General features: G+C 69.9%; 16 protein-coding genes. 2 read left to right on the top strand and 14 right to left on the bottom strand.

Annotated features, from left to right (window positions below; genetic code table 11):
- Positions 1–94: 94 nt before the first annotated feature.
- The 3 genes from ADL01_RS08190 to ADL01_RS08200 all read right to left on the bottom strand — a co-directional run bounded on the left by ADL01_RS08190 (position 95) and on the right by ADL01_RS08200 (position 6,079).
- Positions 95–3,598: an Rne/Rng family ribonuclease gene (locus ADL01_RS08190; protein WP_234354547.1), complete on the bottom strand. Its 3,504-nt coding sequence runs from the start codon at positions 3,596–3,598 to the stop codon at positions 95–97.
- A gap of 471 nt (positions 3,599–4,069) precedes the next feature.
- Positions 4,070–4,861 carry a TIGR03936 family radical SAM-associated protein gene (locus ADL01_RS08195; protein ID WP_053741240.1) on the bottom strand — a complete coding sequence of 264 codons (792 nt, stop codon included), beginning with the start codon at positions 4,859–4,861 and terminating at the stop codon, positions 4,070–4,072.
- A gap of 48 nt (positions 4,862–4,909) precedes the next feature.
- Entirely contained in the window at positions 4,910–6,079 is a 1,170-nt protein-coding gene (locus tag ADL01_RS08200) for a hypothetical protein (RefSeq protein ID WP_053741255.1), read from the bottom strand.
- A 173-nt stretch (positions 6,080–6,252) separates the two neighbouring features.
- On the opposite strand from ADL01_RS08200, the gene ADL01_RS08205 reads away from it, so the two are divergent.
- Positions 6,253–7,029, top strand: a complete 777-nt coding sequence (locus tag ADL01_RS08205; RefSeq protein ID WP_053741241.1) for a methyltransferase domain-containing protein — start codon at positions 6,253–6,255, stop codon at positions 7,027–7,029.
- On the opposite strand, the gene ADL01_RS45880 is transcribed toward ADL01_RS08205, so the two are convergent.
- Positions 6,995–7,330, bottom strand: a complete 336-nt coding sequence (locus tag ADL01_RS45880) for a hypothetical protein (protein WP_234354548.1) — start codon at positions 7,328–7,330, stop codon at positions 6,995–6,997. The genes ADL01_RS08205 and ADL01_RS45880 overlap by 35 nt on opposite strands.
- A gap of 239 nt (positions 7,331–7,569) precedes the next feature.
- Here ADL01_RS45880 and ADL01_RS44575 point away from each other — a divergent pair, with 239 nt between their 5' ends.
- Entirely contained in the window at positions 7,570–8,298 is a 729-nt protein-coding gene (locus ADL01_RS44575) for a hypothetical protein (protein ID WP_053741243.1), read from the top strand.
- Positions 8,299–8,392: 94 nt separating this feature from the next.
- Here ADL01_RS44575 and ADL01_RS08220 read toward each other — a convergent pair whose 3' ends face one another.
- The 10 genes from ADL01_RS08220 to folC all read right to left on the bottom strand — a co-directional run bounded on the left by ADL01_RS08220 (position 8,393) and on the right by folC (position 21,224).
- Entirely contained in the window at positions 8,393–10,342 is a 1,950-nt protein-coding gene (locus tag ADL01_RS08220; RefSeq protein ID WP_053741244.1) for a TIGR03960 family B12-binding radical SAM protein, read from the bottom strand.
- A 98-nt stretch (positions 10,343–10,440) separates the two neighbouring features.
- On the bottom strand, positions 10,441–11,943 hold the full coding sequence (locus tag ADL01_RS08225; protein WP_053741245.1) for a CYTH and CHAD domain-containing protein: 1,503 nt from the start codon (positions 11,941–11,943) through the stop codon (positions 10,441–10,443).
- A 117-nt stretch (positions 11,944–12,060) separates the two neighbouring features.
- Entirely contained in the window at positions 12,061–13,260 is a 1,200-nt protein-coding gene (gene rodA, locus ADL01_RS08230; protein ID WP_053741246.1) for a rod shape-determining protein RodA, read from the bottom strand.
- Positions 13,257–15,524, bottom strand: a complete 2,268-nt coding sequence (gene mrdA / locus ADL01_RS08235; protein WP_053741247.1) for a penicillin-binding protein 2 — start codon at positions 15,522–15,524, stop codon at positions 13,257–13,259. Before mrdA ends, rodA begins: the two co-directional genes overlap by 4 nt.
- 116 nt (positions 15,525–15,640) lie before the next feature.
- Positions 15,641–16,312: a rod shape-determining protein MreD gene (gene mreD, locus ADL01_RS08240; protein WP_053741248.1), complete on the bottom strand. Its 672-nt coding sequence runs from the start codon at positions 16,310–16,312 to the stop codon at positions 15,641–15,643.
- A gap of 14 nt (positions 16,313–16,326) precedes the next feature.
- Positions 16,327–17,271, bottom strand: coding sequence for a rod shape-determining protein MreC (gene mreC / locus ADL01_RS08245; RefSeq protein WP_053741249.1), 945 nt, complete (start codon positions 17,269–17,271; stop codon positions 16,327–16,329).
- Positions 17,272–17,438: 167 nt separating this feature from the next.
- Positions 17,439–18,458: a rod shape-determining protein gene (locus ADL01_RS08250; RefSeq protein WP_053741250.1), complete on the bottom strand. Its 1,020-nt coding sequence runs from the start codon at positions 18,456–18,458 to the stop codon at positions 17,439–17,441.
- A gap of 290 nt (positions 18,459–18,748) precedes the next feature.
- Entirely contained in the window at positions 18,749–19,162 is a 414-nt protein-coding gene (gene ndk / locus ADL01_RS08255) for a nucleoside-diphosphate kinase (RefSeq protein WP_053741251.1), read from the bottom strand.
- Between the two features lie 220 nt (positions 19,163–19,382).
- Positions 19,383–19,730: a DUF4233 domain-containing protein gene (locus ADL01_RS08260; protein ID WP_053741252.1), complete on the bottom strand. Its 348-nt coding sequence runs from the start codon at positions 19,728–19,730 to the stop codon at positions 19,383–19,385.
- A 6-nt stretch (positions 19,731–19,736) separates the two neighbouring features.
- Positions 19,737–21,224 (bottom strand): bifunctional tetrahydrofolate synthase/dihydrofolate synthase, encoded by a 1,488-nt coding sequence (gene folC / locus ADL01_RS08265; protein WP_053741253.1) that lies wholly within the window; start codon positions 21,222–21,224, stop codon positions 19,737–19,739.
- Positions 21,225–21,282: the final 58 nt, after the last annotated feature.

Raw genomic sequence — 21,282 nt, forward strand, 5'->3', positions numbered from 1 at the left:
ACACCAGAGGATCCAGATGGATCCGGGTGTCCCGCGCCACTTCGCTCTCAGTGCTGCGACAAGAAGAACCTGGTTGGTCCCGGGTTGGTCCGGGTCAGTCCTCCAACACCGCCGAGACGGAGGACGGGGACTGCTCGGCCGCAGCGGTCGTCTTCTTCGACGCCGGCGAAGCCTTCTTCGCCGTGGTCTTCTTAGCAGCCGTCGTCGTCTTCTTCGCAGCCGTCTTCTTGACCGCCGCGGTCTTCTTCGCGGGGGCCTTCTTGGCCGTGGTCGCCTTCTTGACGGCGGTCTTGCGCGCCGTCTTCTTGGCGGGAGCCGTGTCCTCGGTGACGACCTCCTCGGCGGCGGCCTCCTCAGCCGGAGCCGGAGCCTCGGTGGCCGACGGGACGACCATGACGGCCGCCTCCGCGGACGAGGTGGGCGCGGTGGCCTTGCGCACGGCGCGTCGCCGCGGCCGGGCCGGAGCCGCACTCTCGGTCGCCACGGGCGCCTCGACCGGAGCGGGAGCCGCCTCGGGCTCCGCAACCGGCTCGGCGACGACCGTCACCACGGTCTCGGCCACAGCCTCGTCCGCCGCCTTCGGCGAACCGGCCGGAGCCGACACCTTGCGGGTGGCCCGCCGACGCGTACGTCCCTTGGGAGCCGCGTCGTCCTGGACCGCGACCGGCACCTCGGCAACGGGCGCTTCAGCAACCGGCGTCTCGACGACCGGCGCCTCCACCACCGGATCCTCGACCGCGACGGGCTCGGCGTGAGCGACAGCCTCCGGAACCACCGGAACCTCGGCGACCACGGACTCGGCCGTACGGGTCTCGGCGCCGCGTCCGTAAGCCCCACGGGCCTCGGCCCTGGGCGCCCCGGCCGGAGCCGAGGCACGCCTGCTCGCGCGTCGCCTCGAACGGCCACCGCGGCCTGCCGCGGCCTCCGCCTCGGCGGCGCTGTTGTACAGCTCCTCGTCGGGCTCGAAGACCGGAGCCGACAGCGCGACGGGCGCCGCGACCTCGGCGGCGACCTCGGCCTCGGTCTCCGTCTCCGTCTCCTCGACGGCCTCCGGCTCTTCCTCGGCCCCGTCCAGGATCACGTCGTGCTCGTGGGCGTGCTCGAGCTCGGTGCCACGGCCGCGCTTCTTGCGCCTGCCGCCGCCACCACTGGCCGTCGGCTGCTCCATGTGCACGATGACACCGCGGCCGTTGCAGTGGACGCAGGTCTCGGAGAACGACTCCAGGAGGCCCTGACCGACCCGCTTACGGGTCATCTGCACGAGGCCCAACGACGTGACCTCGGCCACCTGGTGCTTCGTACGGTCCCGGCCCAGGCACTCCAGCAGGCGCCGCAGCACCAGATCCCGGTTCGACTCCAGGACCATGTCGATGAAGTCGATGACGACGATGCCGCCCAGGTCGCGCAGCCGCAGCTGGCGCACGATCTCCTCGGCCGCCTCCAGGTTGTTCCTGGTGACCGTCTCCTCCAGGTTGCCGCCCTGGCCGGTGAACTTGCCGGTGTTGACGTCGACGACGATCATCGCCTCGGTCTTGTCGATCACCAGCGAACCGCCGCTGGGCAGCCACACCTTGCGATCGAGCGCCTTGGCGAGCTGCTCGTCGATGCGGTACGTCGCGAAGACGTCGACCTCGGAGGTCCACTTCGACAGCCGGTCGACCAGGTCCGGGGCCACGTGGGACACGTACCCGTGGATGGTCTGCCAGGCCTCGTCACCGCTGACGATGACCTTGGTGAAGTCCTCGTTGAAGATGTCGCGCACGACGCGGACGGTCATGTCCGGCTCGCCGTACAGCAGAGTCGGCGCGTTCGAGCTGCCGCCGCTCTTCGACTTCTTCTCGATGTCCTCCCACTGCGCCTGGAGCCGCTCGACGTCACGGCGCAGCTCGTCCTCGCTCGCGCCCTCGGCGGCGGTGCGCACGATGACACCCGCGTCCTCGGGGACGATCTTCTTGAGGATGGTCTTCAGGCGCGCTCGCTCGGTGTCGGGCAGCTTGCGGCTGATGCCGGTCATCGACCCCTCGGGGACGTAGACCAGGTAGCGGCCCGGGAGCGACACCTGACTGGTCAGTCGCGCGCCCTTGTGGCCGATCGGATCCTTCGTGACCTGCACGAGCACCGGCTGACCGGACTTCAGCGCGCTCTCGATGCGCCGCGGCCCGTGGGCCATCCCGAGCGCCTCGAAGTTGACCTCACCGGCGTACAGGACGGCGTTGCGCCCCTTGCCGATGTCGATGAACGCGGCCTCCATGGAAGGCAGCACGTTCTGGACCTTGCCCAGGTAGACGTTGCCGACGTACGAGGTCGCCTGCTCCTTGTTGACGTAGTGCTCGACGAGCACGTTGTCCTCGAGGACACCGATCTGGGTGCGGTCGCCGTACTGGCGTACGACCATCACGCGCTCGACGGCCTCACGGCGGGCCAGGAACTCGGCCTCGGTGATGATCGGAACGCGTCGGCGCCCCTGCTCACGGCCTTCCCGGCGGCGCTGCTTCTTGGCTTCGAGGCGGGTCGAACCCTTGATCGACTGCACCTCGTCGCTGGGGTGCTCTTCCCGCTTGGCGCGCGGCTCACGGACCTTGACGATCGTGCGCTCGGGGTCGCTGTCGCCCAGCACCGGCTCGCTCTCGCCGGAGGAGTCACCGGCACGGCGCCGACGACGGCGCCGGCGACGGCTGCTGGCGGAACCGGAACCGCCCGGCTCGTCGCGCTCGTCCTCCTCCGCGTCCTCGTCCACCTGGTCGGCGGTGTCCACGGCGTCCGAGGTGCCCTCGGCGGACCGAGCGGCCTGCTCACCGGCGTAGTCGTCGTCACCGGAGTCGAGGTCGGAGTCGGCGGACTCGCCCCGGCGCCTGCGCCGGCCACCGCGGCGGCGGCGCCGGCGCGAACCGGGGCCCTCGTCCTCGCCGTCGTCGTCCACGTCGGCACCGTCCTCGGCGGACTCGTAGGCGTCCTCGACGGCCTCCGTCTCCTCCGGCTCCGCGGCCACGACGGGCGCGGCGGCGACGGGCTCCTCGTCGCCCCCACGGCGACGGCGGCGACGGCGCGGCGTCTGCTCCTCGACGACGGTCTCGGCGACCGGAGCGGCCTCGACGGCCTCTTCCTCGGTCTCCACGACGTCCTCGGCCGCCTCGGCGGCAGCCGCGGCGGCGGCCCGCTCGGGCGTCTGGAACATCGGCTCGGCGAAGACGGGCGCCTGGAACACGGCGACGGCGGGACGCGCGGGACGCCGCCCACCCTCGGTGTCACCGTTCTGGACAGCGGGCGCGGGCGCGGAGAACCCGACAGCGGCCTTACGGGCGACCCGACGACGTCCGCGACGCGGCGACGCGTCCTCGGCGACGGCCTCGGTCTCGGGCTTGGCCTCCACCTCGGGCTCGGCGACCTTCGCGGGCGCCTCTTCCACGGGGGCGGGAGCCTCCGGGGCGGCGGCCTCGGTCACGGCCTCGGCGGCGGGTGTGGAGACCCGGCGGGTGGCGCGACGACGGGTACGCGGAGCAGGCGCGGCCTCCTCCACCACCGCGGGCGCCTCCACATCAGCGCTCTCCTCGCCCTTCTCGCCGCTCTCCTCGGCAGTCGGGGCGGATACGGCGGTCACGGCCGGTTCGTCAACGACTGCCTCGGCAGCCTTGGCGGGCGCACCGGCGGGCGCTGACGCGCGCCGGGTGGCCCGGCGGCGCGTACGAGGAGCGGGCGCCTCGGCGGCCGCTGCTTCCTCGACGTGCTGTTCGATCTCTTCGGCCTCGGCGGGTGTCGTGTGCGGAACCCTCGATGGGGTCCGAAACGGGTTCGGTCGGTTCGAGCATGCGGGCGGTTCTCCCGTCAGGCTCCCGGGCGCCGCACCTGGTCCGGCTTGGATGCCGGTGACGTCCGCGGCTCGCGCAGTGCGCGGTGCCGCCGTCCGGGGCGCGGGCGCCGCACGGGAGCTCTCTGTGTCCTGTCTCGCCGGTTCCGTACGCCATGTTGCGCACGGCCTGGCGAAAGTCTTGTGGTGGGCGCGCTGCCCGACCCAGGTGGCTCCCGAGTACGAGGGCGGCGCTACGACGTGCGTCCCTGCGCGGGACCTTCCTTACGCCGGAGCCTGCGACGCGGCGGCAGTCGGAGCGGCCATGGAGAGGGCCACCGCTGCCTCGCGGTCGGGCGCGAGCGGGTCGGTCACCGTGCCGGTCTCTTCATCGAACAGCCCCTGCGCCAGCCTGGTCACCCCTGCGGGGACCGGCGGCGCGAGGTCGGCCACGGCGCGAAGACCGGACAGGACGTCGTCGGGTCGAACGGCAGGCGTCACGTGCCGAACAACCAGCCGCAGTATCGCACAGGGCCGGTCGGTAGGCCTATCAGCCGGTGGATTGTGCGTCTCGACACACGATTCGCTGCCCGCCTCGAGGCCCTCGACCGCGCCTCGGGCATCGAAGGTCCGCATGCCGTTCTTGGCGAGGCGCTGGACCTCGACGGTCTCGGCGGCGTTGAAGATGTCGACGGCGCGGCGCGCTTCGTCGGGCGCCACACCCTCCAGACGCAGCTCCCATACGGAAGCCGTGAGCCGTTCGGCGAGCCCGGAGGTCCGGGCCTCGACGGCGTCGACGATGTCGAGCCCGGTGGGCAGCGACTCGTCGAGCAGCTCGCGCAGCTTGTCGGGATCGCGCGCTTCGGTGAGCGCGATCTCCAGGTACTCCGCCTCACTGCCCGTGCCGGTGGGTGCGGCATTGGCGTACGACACCTTCGGATGCGGCGTGAACCCCGCCGAGTAGGCCATCGGCACCTCGGCACGGCGCAGCGCACGCTCGAAAGCGCGCTGGAAGTCACGGTGGCTGGTGAACCGGAGGCGGCCACGCTTGGTGTAGCGCAGTCGGATGCGCTGCACCGCGAGTGCGGGCGGCGGGCCTTCGGGCTGTCGCTTGCCCAGTGTCGTTCAGTCCTTCGTGAGTGCGGTCTTACTGCTACCAAGAGTACGTCCGTCGGCGCCTCCTGGTTCCCGCCGGGGCACCGGAACCACCTTCGGGCGCTCCTCCTTCGGCTCCCCCAGGAGCATCCGCCGGAAGTCGGCGCGCGCCTGGCGGGCCGAGTCGCGTGCGGCGGCCAGCGCCTGCCGGGCCACCCGGCCCACACTGCGCGCGGCCTCGGCGGCGGGCCGCAGGACGGCGTCCCGGACGACGTGCCCGAGGGGTGTCAGTACGGTCTGGTACGCCCAGCGCACGGGCTCCACGAAGATCCACCGAAGGAGGGTCCCCAGGAACCGTCCGACGGCGAGCGAGATGTACCCGGCGATGCGCCAGGCATGCCCGAGGGCGTCACCGACCTCGCGCCCCACGACGGCGAGGACGCGTCCGAGGGGGGTCAGGACCCAGCGCCACAGCGCGAGCGCGGGCAGCACGAGAAGCACGCGCAGCACCCAGTAGAGAAGGAACCCGATCCCGCTGATCACCATGCTGACCAGCCACGCGACCCCGGCGACCACGGTGCTGACGACCCACGCGACCCCCCGGGCACACCAGGCGATCGCCCTCCCCACCGGGGTGAGCACCCACGCGTACAGCCACTGCGCGGGTACGACGGCCAAGTACCGCACGAGCCACGCGACGACGGCGTACACCCCGGTGCCGAGAGCGGCGATCCCCACCCCGACGCCCCTGAGCACCCACAACGCCCCGTGCCCCACAGGCGTGAGCACGCGCGCGTGGATCCACCCGAGCCCGGCGCCGATCCCCCGGAACACCCAGACGACGCCCTGACCGAGAGGCGTCAGCACGTGCCGGAAGAGCCACACCAGCGGTACGACGACGAACACGTTGCCGAGCCAGCCGAGGGCGTTGCCGAGGGGCACGGCGACGTACCGCCACAGCCCGACGAACGGCCAGACGAAGACGGCCCGCGCGACCCACGCCAGCGCCCGCCCGAGGGGCCGCAGCACCGCGTCCGTAAGGAGGCGGCCACCGGCGACCAGCCCGTCCCACACCATGCGCACCGGTACAACCAGCACGAGCACCACGATCCGCACAGGAAGTCGAATCGCAACGACGAGACACCCTTCGGCCTGCCGCTCGGGCTGCCGTGCCTCGGCGGCCGGTTTCTCCAGATCCATACCGACAAGGACGCGCCAACCCCCCGTCCGGATGCGGTGTTTCCGAAAAGTGACCAGGACGAGGGACATCAGCCGTAAACCTACGACTTTTCCTTCGAGAACCTTCCGCACCACTCGACACCCACTTGGCACCCACGCCCCCGAGCGGCTGTTCGACTGACACCCTGGCACCCATGTCGAAGACTCTCGGGTTACCCAGGCCCGACCAGGCGTCCTACATGCTGCGCGCCGCGTCCGAGGACGCCGGCCGGGCGTACAAGCAACGCCTGCTAGACCTGCTGGACCTCCGGCCGGGCCATACCGTCCTGGACGTGGGCTGCGGCCCCGGCACCGACCTGCCGGCCCTCGCCGAGCGGGTCGGTGCGGACGGTCGGGTGATCGGGGTGGACCAGGATCCGGCGATGCTGGCAGTGGCCCGCCAACGCACCGCCGCCCTCGGCGCGGTGGAGATCCGGGAGGGGGACGCGCATGCGCTTCCCGTCGGACCCGGAACCGTGGACCGTGCCAAGATCGACCGGGTCCTGATGCATGTGCGGTCCCCCTCGGACGTACTGGCCCAACTGCACACCGCGACCCGCCCCGGCGCCCTCGTCGGTCTGGTGGAGCCCGACTGGGACACCCTCGCGGTGGACACGGAGGACCTGGAGACGAGCCGCGCGTTCACCCGCTACACCGCCGAGCAGGTCGTCCGCCACGCCACCGTCGGGCGCAGTCTCGCCCGGCTGGCGGTCCGGGCGGGCTTCCGTGTCGAGACGACGAGCGCCGTCACCCCGGTCTTCACCGACTTCGGGCACGGCGACCACACGCTCGGCCTCGGCCGGAACATGCAGCAGGCCATCGCGGACGGCCACATCGACCGGACGCGGGGCGAAGCCTGGTTCGCCGGCCTCGCCCGCGAACCCTTCTACGCCTCGTTCACCCTCGTAACGGTGGTCTGTTCCCGCCCATGACCGGCGCCGGACGGGCCGGGCACCGTGGCACCGGCCTGACCGATCGCGAACTCGCGGTTGAGTACCGTCTGCCGGCGGATCGGCTCGGGCAGTTGGACCCGAAGTCGATCCGCGGTTCCTCGTGGAGTTCGCCCGGGATGCCGTCGAGTGTCCTGCGGATCAGGTCCTGCGTGCCGTCCGTGGAGCCGGTGTCGCAGACGACCCAGTGGTCGATGAGGTGGCGTACGGAGCGCAGGCACCGTTCGATCACCTGCGAGTCGTTCTTGACGACCTTGCAGAGGCAGAGGCTCTGCTTTTTCACGGCGTCAATGTGGCACGGCCCCGACGTGTCCCGCCCGTACACGCGGGAGGCGTCCGGTCGACGTAACCCATCCGAACGTACCGACTAGCCCTATACGTTGATAAACAGTCGACTTCCTGATGATATGCCAGCTCTGCGCACCGGACTCGGGTAAAGCTCCTCCTCGCAAGTCAGAGCAATCGAGACAGGTCGTGACACGTCACGACGGGACATGACACGTCGATACAGGGAGCACACAGATGAGTCCTGAGTACAGGACGCGTTCGCTTCTCGGGCCGCTGGCGCGGGACAGGTTCAAGAAGGCCGGAATGACGGCCTCGCTCGCACTGGTCCTGGCCGCGAGCGTGGCCGGTCCGGCGGCGGCCGCCGCGCGCGGCACGGGCGACCACGCCACCGGAGCGAGCCGCTACAGCAGCGGCGGCAAGGACAAGTGCAAGCAGCAGGGGCCGCACCGCGTCACCCTCTCGACCGCCCAGGGCGGCAAGGACAATTGCCAGGGCCCGACGGGTCCGACCGGCCCGACGGGTCCAATTGGTCCGACCGGCGCCACGGGTCCCACCGGTCCCCAGGGCAACACCGGCCCGACCGGAACCGCCGCACCCTGTTCCGACATCGACGCCCTACAGAACCAGGGCGCCTTCGAGCTCCGCGCCGCGTTGACCAACGGAAGGTACTACGCGGGCATCCGCGACCTCCGCGGGTCCACCACTGCTCCCCCGTTCCTCTGGACCGACCTCAGCGGCCGGACCGGCTACCCCGACAGCGCTGCGACAGGCTTCGCCTGTGGCGCGTCCGTCAATGCGCAACAGGCGACTGAGCGCATCAAGTTCGACCTCATCACTACCATCGGAACGGTCTACGAGATTCGCTGCGACCAGGTACTGTCCACCACCCCAGCAACCCTGAGCTGCGACGACGCATGGACCCAGCTGTTGAACACACCGACCACGGGCGCTGTCAACAGCTAGCCCCGGGCGACGCGGAAAAGGGGTGTCCGACAGGTCGACGAACCGACCGGTCGGACACCCCTCGCGACACCCCGCAACGGGCTGCCCGCACCCCTCAGTGGCTGTGCCCACTCCCCGCGGGCTGCTTCACGGTCAGCGGCAGCAGCTTCTTACCCGTAGGGCCGATCTGGATGGACGTGTCCATCTGCGGACACACCCCACAGTCGAAGCAAGGCGTCCACCGGCAGTCCTCGACCTCTGTCTCGTCGAGGGAGTCCTGCCAGTCCTCCCACAGCCAGTCCTTGTCGAGGCCCGAGTCCAGGTGGTCCCACGGCAGGACCTCCTCGTACGTGCGTTCGCGTGTCGTGTACCACTCGACGTCGACCCCGAAGTCGGGCAGCGTCTTCTGCGCGCACGCCATCCAGCGGTCGTACGAGAAGTACTCGCGCCATCCGTCGAAGCGGCCCCCGTCCTCGTACACCGCGCGGATCACCGCGCCGATCCGCCGGTCGCCGCGCGACAGCAGGCCCTCGACGATGCCGGGCTTGCCGTCGTGGTAGCGGAAGCCGATCGAGCGGCCGTACTTCTTGTCGCCGCGGATCTTGTCCCGGAGCTTCGTCAGGCGCGCGTCCGTCTCCTCGGCGGAGAGCTGCGGGGCCCACTGGAACGGGGTGTGCGGCTTGGGCACGAAGCCGCCGATCGAGACCGTGCAGCGGATGTCGTTCTGGCCGGAGACCCTGCGGCCCTCGGCGATCACGTTCGTCGCCATGTCGGCGATCTGCAGGACGTCCTCGTCGGTCTCCGTCGGCAGACCGACCATGAAGTACAGCTTCACCTGGCGCCAGCCGTTGCCGTACGCAGTGGAGACGGTCCGGATGAGGTCCTCCTCGGACACCATCTTGTTGATGACCTTGCGCATGCGCTCGCTGCCGCCCTCCGGCGCGAACGTCAGACCGGACCTGCGGCCGTTCCTGGTCAGCTCGTTGGCGAGGTCCACGTTGAAGGCGTCCACGCGGGTCGACGGGAGCGACAGCCCGATCTTGTCCTCCGTGTAGCGGTCCGCGAGCCCCTTCGCGATGTCGCCGATCTCCGAGTGGTCGGCCGAGGACAGCGAGAGGAGGCCGACCTCCTCGAAGCCGGTCGCCTTGAGGCCGCGGTCCACCATCTCGCCGATGCCCGTGATCGACCGCTCCCGCACCGGGCGCGTGATCATGCCGGCCTGGCAGAAGCGGCAGCCGCGCGTGCAGCCGCGGAAGATCTCCACCGACATGCGCTCGTGGACGGTCTCCGCGAGCGGGACCAGGGGCTGCTTGGGGTAGGGCCACTCGTCGAGGTCCATGACCGTGTGCTTGGACACCCGCCACGGGACACCTGACTTGTTGGGTACGACGCGGGCGATCCGCCCGTCCGCGAGGTACTCCACGTCGTAGAACGCCGGGATGTAGACGCCGCCGGTCTTCGCGAGGCGGAACAGGACCTCCTCGCGACCGCCCGGCCGGCCCTCGGCCTTCCAGGCGCGGATGATCTCCGTCATGTCGAGCACGGCCTGCTCGCCGTCGCCGATGATCACCGCGTCGACGAAGTCCGCGATCGGCTCGGGGTTGAAGGCCGCGTGGCCGCCGGCCAGCACGATCGGGTCGTCCAGGCCACGGTCCTTGGACTCCAGGGGGATGCCCGCCAGGTCCAGGGCCGTCAGCATGTTCGTGTAGCCCAGCTCCGTGGAGAAGGACAGGCCGAACACGTCGAAGGCGCGCACGGGCCGGTGGCCGTCCACCGTGAACTGCGGGACGCCGTGCTCCCGCATCAGCGCCTCGAGGTCCGGCCAGACGCTGTACGTACGCTCGGCGAGGACGCCCTCACGTTCGTTCAGCACCTCGTAGAGGATCATGACGCCCTGGTTGGGCAGCCCGACCTCGTACGCGTCCGGGTACATGAGCGCCCAGCGGACGTCACAACTGTCCCAGGGCTTGACCGTGGAGTTGAGCTCGCCGCCCACGTACTGGATCGGCTTCTGCACATGCGGCAGCAGGGCTTCGAGCTGCGGGAAAACCGACTCGGCAGACATCGCGGCGTTACCTTCGTGAGCTGACGGGGGATGACCACCAAGCGTAACCCGCCCGGAGGACTCCCCCGCCCGCGAAAAATCCGGAGCCGAACCGGGCGCTAAACCTTCATCGAACCCTGAATCGTCCCCCACTCCTGGGGCAGCGCCTCCTCCACCTTCGCGGCCCGCCGCTCCTCACGGCCGTACAGCAGCCCGTACGTGAAGGTGTTGTCCCCCGCCGCGTGTGCCACGGCGGACAGCTCGCCCAGCGTGGTGCGGACCATGACGCTGTCCTGGTGGTCGCCCAGCACGTTCTGGAGGGACTTCATCGACTTGGTCAGTTTTTTGGCCGGGCCGCCGAGAGCTGGACGCGCCGCCTCGGCCGCGTAACGGGTGCGCTTGGCCTTCTTGCGGGCCTCGTGCAGCCCGAGGTCGCGGTCGGTTCCGGGCGGCTGCTCCATGGCCTCCTCGAAAAGCGCGGCCACCTTTTTGAAGTCCTTGCGTACGGCCTTGGCCAGCACCTTTGCCGGTTTCCGTGCCGCCGCCTCGAGGACCGGCGGGTCGGCGACCACGGCGTCCAGGGTGTCGAGGAGCGTCAGATAGCGCGGGGAGCCCAGCACACCGAGCAGCCGGCGGCGCGCTCCTTTGTGCTCGGCCTTGGACCAAGTGCCCAGCCGGTCCCGGATCGGGCCGTGGACGAGGGTGGGGGCGAGATCATCGAGGACCGTGCCGAGGCGTTCGGCCAGCACCTCGTGGTCGCGGCCCACGCCCAACTCGGCGGCGAGCCACTTCAGCTCGTCGCCGATGGGGTCGGTGATCTTCCGGTCGAGGACCTTGCGGAAGGACTTGAAGGTGCTGCGCAGCCTGCGGGTGGCGACCCGCATGTCGTGCACGGAATCCTCGGCGTCCTGGCGTACGGCCGGGTCGAGGTCGACGATGGCGTCCCGCTGGGCGCGGACGTAGGCGAGGACGTGGTCGCCGGCGGTGACGGGCTCGGCGGGTTCGTCCTGCGGCCGGGGATGCCCGCCCTTGGTCTCCGCCAGCGCCCGGGCCAGCTTCGAGGCGGACTTCGCGGGCCGTACGCCCGCCTTGCGCAGGCGTTTGTCCACCTTGTCCAGGACGCGCTGGTCCTCGCCGTCGGCGAGCTCCACCTCGATCTCGGTCCACTCGGCGGTGCCCTTGCCGCCGAACAGCCGCTCCGCCCGTACGGTGTCCACGCCGACCTCCGCGAGCCGGCGGCCGTCGGCGCCCACCAGGTCGCGCACATCGCGGGTGGAGCGCAGGCGCACCACGGGCACGAGCTGTCCCTCGCGTACCCGGGCGCGCGCCAGGCCCGCCAGTTCGTCGGGGACGGTGTCGGAGAGCGGTACCTGGATCTCGTCCCGGATCCCTGGGGCGACCGGGAGTTTCAGGTGCCAGCCGGCGTCGGAGCCGCCGGTGCGGCGGCGCAGCGTGATCGACGCCGAGGCCAGCCGCAGGTCCGAAGTGTCGTAGTAGGTCGCGTCCAGTTCGGCGGTGCCCTTGTCGACGATGTCCGTCACCCCGGCTACGCCGGTGAGATCGGGCAGCCCGCTGTCGTCGGACTCATACTTTCGCTCGATTTCCCGCTTTGTGTCCGCCATGAATCGAATCTAGTCACGATCCGGCGTCATTGGCAGACCCAGTCCGACGTGGTTCGGCATCCGAAGAGGCGCGGGGCGGCCTGAGGCAGCACCTCAGCCGCCCCTTCGGCGGAGCGCTCACGCCGACATCGGCCGCTCCACCCTGATCGACTGCAACAGCCCCACCGCCACCCACACGGCGAACATCGACGATCCTCCGTACGACACGAAGGGCAGTGGCAGACCGGCGACCGGCATGATCCCCAGGGTCATCCCGATGTTCTCGAACGCCTGGAAGGCGAACCACGCGATGATCCCCGCGGCGACGATCGTGCCGTACAGCTCGGTCGTCTCGCGGGCGATACGGCAGGCCCGCCACAGGACCACGCCCAGGAGCACGATGATCAGGCCCGCGCCGACGAAGCCGAGCTCCTCCCCCGCGACCGTGAACACGAAGTCGGTCTGCTGCTCGGGGACGAACTGGCCCGTGGTCTGGGAGCCGTGGAACAGGCCGGTGCCGGTGAGGCCGCCGGAACCGATCGCGATGCGCGCCTGGTTGGTGTTGTAGCCGACGCCGGACGGGTCGAGCTCGGGGTTGGCGAAGGCGGCGAAGCGGTTGATCTGGTACTCGTCGAGAACGCCGAGCTGCCAGATCAGGACCGCGCCGAGGGCGCCCGTGCCGAGCAGGCCGAAGATCCAGCGGTTGGAGGCGCCGGAGGCGAGCAGCACACCGAGCACGATGATGACCATGACCATGACGGACCCGAGGTCGGGCATCAGCATGACGACCATCATCGGTACGGCGGCCAGGCCCAGCGCCTGGAGGACCGTGCGGTGGTCGGGGTAGGCCTTGTCGCCCGCGTCGACCCGGGCGGCCAGGAGCATCGCCATGCCCAGGATGATCGTGATCTTCACGAACTCCGAGGGCTGGAGCGAGAAGCCGCCGCCGAACACGATCCACGCGTGGGCGCCGTTGACGGTCGCGCCGAGCGGGGTCAGCACCATGAGGATCAGCAGGACCGAGAGGCCGTAAAGGATCGGCACGGCGGTGCGCAGGGTGCGGTGGCCGAGCCAGACCGTACCGATCATCAGACAGAAACCGATGCCGGTGTTCATGAGGTGCCGGATCAGGAAGTAGTACTGGTCGCCCTGGTTGATCTCGGTGCGGTTGCGGGTCGCCGAGTAGACCAGGAGCGCGCCGATGAAGGACAGCGCGAGCGCGGACAGCAGTATCGGCCAGTCCAGCCTGCGGGCCAGCGAGTCGCGGGCCAGCAGCCGGGACAGGGACGAGCGTTCGGGGCCGTAGCCGGAGACGGAGAAGGTGTTCGCACCGGTCATGTCGTCTTCCTTCGCGTACTACCAGTACTCCGTGTACGCCGTGTACTGCGCCCCCGCCTGCGGTGGGCTCGGCCGGTGCCCGTCCGTTCGGACGCGACCGTGGCCGGCGGGAGCTGTCCGCCCGCGAGGGCGAGCGTCTCCTCGGTGGCCTCCTCCGGCGGGACGTACGGCTTGATCTTCGGGGCGTCGATCGAGCCGTCCGCCTCGATCTTCGGCAGGCTCTGCTGCGGGGTGGGCAGCAGCGCCTTCCTGTTGTCGATCTTGCCGTCCGGGGAGACGCCGTACATCGCCTCGTATATCTTGCGGACGGCCGGGCCGGAGGCTCCGGAGCCCGTACCACCCTGGGAGATCGTCATGACGATCGTGTAGTCCTTGGTGTACGTCGCGAACCACGAGGTGGTCTGCTTGCCGTAGACCTCGGCCGTGCCCGTCTTGGCGTGCATCTGGATCTTGTCCTGCGGCCAGCCGCCGAACCGCCAGGCCGCCGAACCACGGGTGACGACTCCCTCGAAGGCGGCGTTCATGTCCTTCAGGGTCGCCGGGGTGATCGGCAGTTTGCCGTGCGACTTGGGCGCGATCGCCTGGACGGACTTGCCGTCGGCGCTGACGATCGCCTTGCCGACGGTCGGGTCGTACAGGGTGCCGCCGTTGGAGATCGCCGAGTAGATCGTCGCCATCTGTATCGGCGTGACGAGGATGTCGCCCTGTCCGATCGAGTAGTTGACGGAGTCACCGGCGCGCATCAGGTTGCCTTCGAGGCAGTTCTCGTACGCGATCTGCTGGGCGTACGAGCCGCCCTTCTTGCCGTACTTGCACCAGGAGGCCTTGTTGGCCTTCCAGTAGTCCTGCTTCCACTTGCGGTCGGGGACGCGGCCGGAGACCTCGTTCGGCAGGTCGATGCCGGTCACGGCGCCGAGGCCGAACTGGTGGGCGGTGGTGTAGAACCAGTTCTTCGCGGTCTTCTTCGGCCTCAGGCCGCCGTCCTTGGCCCACTCCTGGTGGGCGAGCCGGTAGAAGACGGTGTCGCAGGAGACCTCGATGGCGCGGCCGAGGCTGATCGGGCCGTACCCCTTGGACTCGTAGTTCTTGAAGACCTGGCCGCCGATGGAGTACGAGCTGGAGCAGTCGTAGTTCCCGTCGAAGGGGTAACCCGCGTTGACGGCGGCCGCGGTGGAGATGGCCTTGAAGATCGAGCCGGGGGCCGCCTGGCCCTGGATCGCCCGGTTGAGCAGCGGATAGTTGGAGTCCTTGCCGGTCAGCTTGGCGTAGTCCTTGGCGGAGATGCCGCCGACCCAGGCGTTCGGGTCGTACGTCGGGTTGGACGCCATGGCGACGACCCGGCCGGTCTTGGCCTCCATGACGACGACCGCGCCCGCGTCGGCCTTGTAGTTCTCGCCGGTGTTGTCGTCGTGCTCCTCGCGTGCTTTCTTCATCGCCTCGTTCAGCTCGTACTCGGCGACCCGCTGGACGCGGGCGTCGATGCTGGTGACGAGGTTGGAGCCGGACTGGGCGGGGTCCGCCTCGGCGGTGCCGATGACGCGGCCGAGGTTGTCGACCTCGTAGCGGGTGACGCCGGCCTTGCCGCGCAGCTGCTTGTCGTACTCCCGCTCGAGTCCGCTTCGGCCGACCTGGTCGGAGCGGAGGTAGGGCGAGGCGGTGTCCTGCGCCTTGGTGATCTCGTCGTCGGTGACCGGGGAGAGGTAGCCGAGAACCTGGGCGGTGTTGGACCCGCCGGGGCCCGCGTAGCGGCGCACGGCCGCGGGCTCGGCGGTGATGCCGGGGAAGTCCTCGGAGCGCTCGCGGATCTGGAGGGCCTGGCGGGGGGTGGCCTCGTCGGTGATGGGGATCGGCTGGTACGGCGAGCCGTTCCAGCAGGGCTGTGCCGTCTTGGCGTCGCACAGCCGGACCTTGTCCTTGACGTCCTGGGGTTTCATGCCCAGGACCCCGGCGAGCTTGGTGAGGACGGCGCCACCGTCGTCCTTCATCTTCAGCAGGTCGGTCCGGGAGGCGGAGACGACGAGGCGTGTCTCGTTGTCCGCGATCGGCACCCCGCGCGCGTCGAGGATCGACCCGCGTACGGCGGGCTGCACGACCTGCTGTACATGGTTGCCGGACGCCTCCTTGGCGTAGGCGTCCCCCTCACGGATCTGGAGGTACCACAGCCGGCCCCCGAGGGTGCCGAGGAGGGAGAGGACGAGGATCTGGATGACGACGAGACGGATCTGGACGCGTGGCGTCCGGCCGGTCTCGGGAATGTTGGTCACTGGTGCTGCCTCCCCCTCTCAGTGCGCCGACGTGTGTGCGCGTACGAATGATGAACGGCCGGCCGGTGAGCCCACGTTCCGTCCCGCTGAACCCGTTCGGGTGAATTCCCGTGCCGTCACAGGCGCTTGACCCCCTTGATGCGGCCGGCGCGGGCGGCTTTCGAGCGGGCCGCCTTCGCCTTCAGACCGCCGCGCTGGTTGCCGATGCGCAGGCCGGTGCCGGAGGAGAGCCAGCCCGAGGAGATATCGGTCTTCTTGGCCGCCGAGTTGGCCTCCGCCAGCGGATCGTTCTCCGCTCTGCGGGCCAGGAACATGATGCCGGGGACCACGAAGGGCGCGAGCAGCAGGTCGTACAGGGCGGCCGTGAACAGCAGGCTGCCGAGGCCGACATGACGGGCGGCGGTGTCGCCGACGAGGGCGCCGACACCGGCGTACAGCAGGGTCGTGCCGACGGCGGCGGCGACCACGACGGCCATCGGGCCGGTGGCCGACCGCAGCCGGCCGTTCTCGGGTTTCACCAGGCCGGCCAGATAGCCGACGACGCACAGCACGAGGGCGTAGCGGCCGGCCGCGTGGTCGGCGGGCGGGGCGAGGTCGGCGAGGAGTCCGGCGCCGAAGCCGACGAGGGCGCCGCCGACATGGCCGTACACCAGGGCGAGGCCGAGGACGGTCAGCAGCAGCAGGTCGGGGACGGCGCCCGGGAGGTGGAGGCGGGCGAGGACGCTCACCTGGATCACCATGGTGACGACCACCAGGGTGGTGGACAGGAGCATCCGGTTGAAACGCATGGGGAGTTCAGCTCCTACTGCTCTTGCTGGTACTGGCCGTCGGCCGCCGACGGGGACGGTGTCACCGTCACGGTGACCGTGGGCGTGGGCGTCGGCCTCGGCTTGGCCGGGAGGACGGTGTCGCGCGGGTCGGTGCGCGGGGCCTCGACGACGACACCGACGAGGTCGAGCTTGGTGAAGCCGACGAACGGCGTGACGTAGATCGTGCGCGTCAGGTCGCCGCCCGAGGGATCGACCCGGGACACGAAACCGACGGGTACGCCGGGCACGAACGGCTTGTCGGCCTGCGAGCCGAAGGTGACCAGCCGGTCGCCCTTGCTGACCTTGGCCTTGCCGTTGAGGAGCTGGACGCGCAGCGGCCGGTCGCCCTGCCCGGAGGCGAAGCCGAGTTCGTCGCCGCCCTCCATGCGCGTACCGACGGTGAAGTCCGGGTCGTTGGCGAGCAGGACCGTGGAGGTGCCGGGGCCGACGGTGGTGACCCGGCCGACGAGTCCGTCACCGTTCAGGACGGTCATGTCGCGCTTGATGCCGTCGTTCGCGCCGACGTCGATGGTGACCGTCCAGGAGAAGCCCTGGGCCGCTCCTATGGCGATGACCTCGGCGCCCTTGATGCCGTACTGCCCGTTGCCGGCCGTCTTCAGCATCCTGTCGAGCTGGCCGAGGCGGCTGCGGTTGCGGTCGTCGCTGCCGAGACGGGCCTTGAGCCCCGCGTTCTCCTTCTCCAGCGTGGCGAGCCGGTCGTGCCGGTCACCGGAGTCGCGTACGGCGGCCACGGCGTCGCCGACCGGGTCGACCACGGTGGCCACGCCGTCCTCGACCGGGCCGAAGACGGCGGCCGCGGCCTGCCGGGCACCGTCGACCGGTGAGTCCTCGCCGCCTCGGATGTCCACCGTGATCAGGGCGAACGCGATGGCGATCAGCAGTACCAGGAGCAGCCGGCTCTCTCGTGTGTCCCTCACGTGCGGCGGCGTGCCTTCCTCAATAGAGTTTTTTCAGGGCAAAAGGATTCGGGGCGAAAGGGTTGGAACAGAAGGGTTTTGGGCTCTTTGGGGGAGCTTATGCCTCTATACCAACGATCCGCCGTACGAGAGGAGATCATCTCGTACGGCGGAATCGAAAAGGTACGTCATCTGCGCGGCTGCGCGTCCAGCACCTGCTGGAGCGCCTCGAACTCCTCCACGCACTTGCCGGAGCCGAGCGCCACGCTGTCCAGCGGGTCCTCGGCGATGTGGATGGGCATGCCGGTCTCACGACGCAGGCGTTCGTCGAGCCCGCGGAGCAGAGCCCCGCCGCCGGTCAGAACGATTCCGCGGTCCATGATGTCGCCGGACAGCTCGGGCGGGCACTTGTCGAGGGTGGTCTTCACCGCGTCGACGATCGCGTTGACGGGCTCCTCGATCGCCTTGCGTACTTCGGCCGCGGAGATCACGACGGTCTTGGGCAGGCCGGAGACAAGGTCCCGGCCGCGGATTTCGGTGTGTTCGTCGTTGTCGAGGTCGTACGCCGAACCGATCGTGATCTTGATCTGTTCGGCAGTCCGCTCACCCAGCAGGAGCGAGTACTCCTTCTTGATGTGCTGGATGATCGAGCTGTCCAGTTCGTCACCCGCGACGCGGATGGACTGGGCGGTGACGATGCCGCCGAGGGAGATGACCGCGACCTCCGTGGTGCCGCCGCCGATGTCCACCACCATGTTGCCCGTGGCCTCGTGGACCGGCAGGCCGGAACCGATGGCCGCCGCCATGGGCTCCTCGATGATGTGCACCTGGCGCGCGCCGGCCTGGGACGAGGCCTCGATGACGGCGCGGCGCTCGACGCCCGTGATGCCCGAGGGCACACAGACGACGACACGGGGACGGGCGAGATACCGCCGCTTGTGGATCTTCAGAATGAAGTAGCGGAGCATCCGCTCGGTGATCTCGAAGTCGGCGATGACGCCGTCCTTGAGCGGGCGCACGGCAACGATGTTGCCGGGCGTCCGACCGATCATCTTCTTCGCTTCCGATCCGACCGCGAGAATGCCACCGGTGTTGGTGTTGATCGCGACGACGGACGGCTCGTTGAGTACGATCCCGCGACCCCTGACGTACACCAGCGTGTTGGCGGTCCCGAGGTCGACAGCCATGTCACGGCCGATGAACGACATTGAGTTCCCCATCGAGATTCGTCTGGCCTTCCCAAGTGAAGCGTGTGATGGCTCTGGTTTGGGGCGGCGAAGTGGGTGCGGTGGCATACAGGCTTGCCAGGCTTACATCGTAGTCGCGCCTGTACGAACACCACGCGAGGGTCTTCGCCATTGTCAGCATGCGATGTGCCGTCTCGCTTCTGGAGACGAGCGTTCGGGGGTAGGCGTTCCCCCGATCGGCGCGCATATGCCGCAGGACGGCCGGGTTTCGCGGCCGTCCCAGGTCAGCATCCGGATGAGGTGACGATCCCTCAGGCGCGGCCGGGGAAGAAGATCTTCAGCTCGCGCTCGGCGGACTCCTCGGAGTCGGAGGCGTGGATGAGGTTCTCCCGCACGATCACGCCGTAGTCGCCGCGGATGGAGCCGGGGGCGGCGGCGATGGGGTCGGTGGGTCCGGCGAGCGCACGGACGCCCTCGATGACCCGCTCGCCCTCGACGACGAGCGCGACGACGGGGCCGGAGGCCATGAACTCGACGAGGGGCTCGTAGAACGGGCGACCCACGTGCTCCTGGTAGTGCTGCTCCAGAATTGGGCGGTCCAGAGCCCTCAGTTCCAGCGCCGTGATCCGCCAATCGGCCTTGCGCTCGATCCGGCCGATGATCTCGCCGACCAGTGAGCGACGGACAGCGTCCGGCTTCAGGAGGACGAGGGTGCGCTGGGTCATGGTGTGCGGCTCCTTGCAGGCCAAAGTTTTGCGATGGGGCTGAGGCTACCGGGTGGGACTGAGAGGGCGGCACCCGGACCGTTCCGGACGAAACCCCGCGCGGGCGGGGACCGCGATCAGCAATACGCTGAGCACAAGGGAAAGGTGGGACCACCCCCGCGTTGGCGGGGACAACAGTCCGGGTGCCAAAGCCAGTGAAGCACCCGGCACTGACAACGCCCTACCGCGCCGCAGCCTCCGCCTGCTCGGCGAATCTCGCCTTCGCCTCGTCGATCTTCCGTCCGTAGTGCACGGACGCCCACCACAGCGCGGCGAACATCGCGCCCATGAAGAACATCGTCGGGACGATGAAGCCGGCCGCGATGAGCGCGATCTGCAGGGCCCAGCCGAGCCGCACCCCGCCGGGCCGGGTGATCACACCGCACAGCAGGACGCACAGCAGCATGCCGATGCCGCTGACCGTCCACACGGTCGACATGGACAGATCGGGGTCCTTCATGGCGACGAGGCCGGCGAAGCCGATCAGGAAGACCTCGCCGATCAGGGTCGAAGCACAGAGCGTACGCACGGCGGGTCAGCCCCTTCCCAGGAGCAGTCGGGCCTCGCCGACGGTGATGACGGAGCCGGTGACGAGGACCCCGCCGCCCGCGAACTCCCCGTCCTCCTCGGCGAGGGTGATGGCGGCCTCCAGCGCGTCGTCGAGGCGCGGCTCGACCTGGACCCGGTCGTCGCCGAAGATCTCGACGGCGATGGCGGCCAGTTCGTCGGCGTCCATCGCGCGGTGGCTGGAGTTCTGCGTGATCACGACCTCGGCGAAAATCGGCTCGAAGGCCTCGAGCAGCCCGCGTACGTTCTTGTCGCCGCTCGCCCCGACCACGCCGATGAGCCGGCTGAAGTCGAACGCCTCGCCCACCGCCTCGGCCGTGGCCCGCGCCCCCGCCGGGTTGTGCGCGGCGTCGAGCACGACGGTGGGAGAGCGCCGTACGATCTCCAGCCGCCCCGGGGACGTCACCGCCGCGAACGCCTTGCGCACGGTGTCGACATCGAGGGGCTCGGGCCGCTGGGTGCCGACGCCGAAGAACGCCTCGACGGCGGCGAGGGCGACGGCCGCGTTGTGGGCCTGGTAGCCGCCGTGCAGCGGCAGGAAGATCTCCTCGTACTCCCCGCCGAGCCCGCGCAGCGTCAGCACCTGCCCGCCGACGGCGACCTGCCTGCTCACCACCCCGAACTCCAGCCCTTCCCGGGCCACCGTGGCGTCCACCTCGACGGCCTTCTTCAGCAGCACCTGGGCCGCGTCGACCGGCTGCTGGGCGAGGATGACGGTCGCGTCCTGCTTGATGATCCCGCCCTTCTCGACGGCGATCTCCCCGGGCGTCTCCCCGAGCCGGTCGGTGTGGTCGAGGTCGATGGGCGTCACGACGGCCACATCGGCGTCGATGACGTTGGTGGCGTCCCAGGCGCCGCCCATGCCGACCTCGACGACGGCCACGTCGACCGGGGCGTCGGCGAAGGCGGCGTACGCCATGCCGGTGAGGACCTCGAAGAAGGAGAGCCGGAACTCCTGCTGGGCGTCGACCATCTCGACGTACGCCTTGATGTCGTCGTACGTCTCGACGAACCGCTCGGCGGCGATCGGCGCCCCGTCGAGGCTGATCCGCTCGGTGACCGACTGGACGTGCGGGGAGGTGTAGCGCCCGGTGCGCAGGTCGAAGGCGCCGAGGAGGGCCTCGATCATGCGGGCGGTGGAGGTCTTGCCGTTGGTGCCGGTGATGTGGATCGAGGGGTACGCGCGCTGCGGCTCCCCCAGGACGTCCATCAGCGCGGCGATACGGCTGACGGACGGCTCCAGCTTGGTCTCGCCCCAGCGGGTGGCGAGGTCGGCCTCGACCGCGCGCAGCGCCTTGTCGACCTCGGGGTCGGCCGGGCGCGCGGGGACGTCGGTCTCCGGCGCGGCGCCGCCCTGCGTCCTCAGGGTGCGGCTGCCGGCCTCGATGACCGCGAGGTCGGGGTCGCGGTCTGTCTCGGCGTCGATGATGTCGTCGAAGGGGTCGGTGTCGCTCACGCGGCCAGTCTACGGACGGGGACTGACAGGGTGCGCCTGCGGAGTGGGGTGGTGGGGG

It is taken from the genome of Streptomyces sp. NRRL WC-3618, assembly GCF_001280005.1.
Taxonomy (GTDB): Bacteria; Actinomycetota; Actinomycetes; order Streptomycetales; family Streptomycetaceae; genus Streptomyces.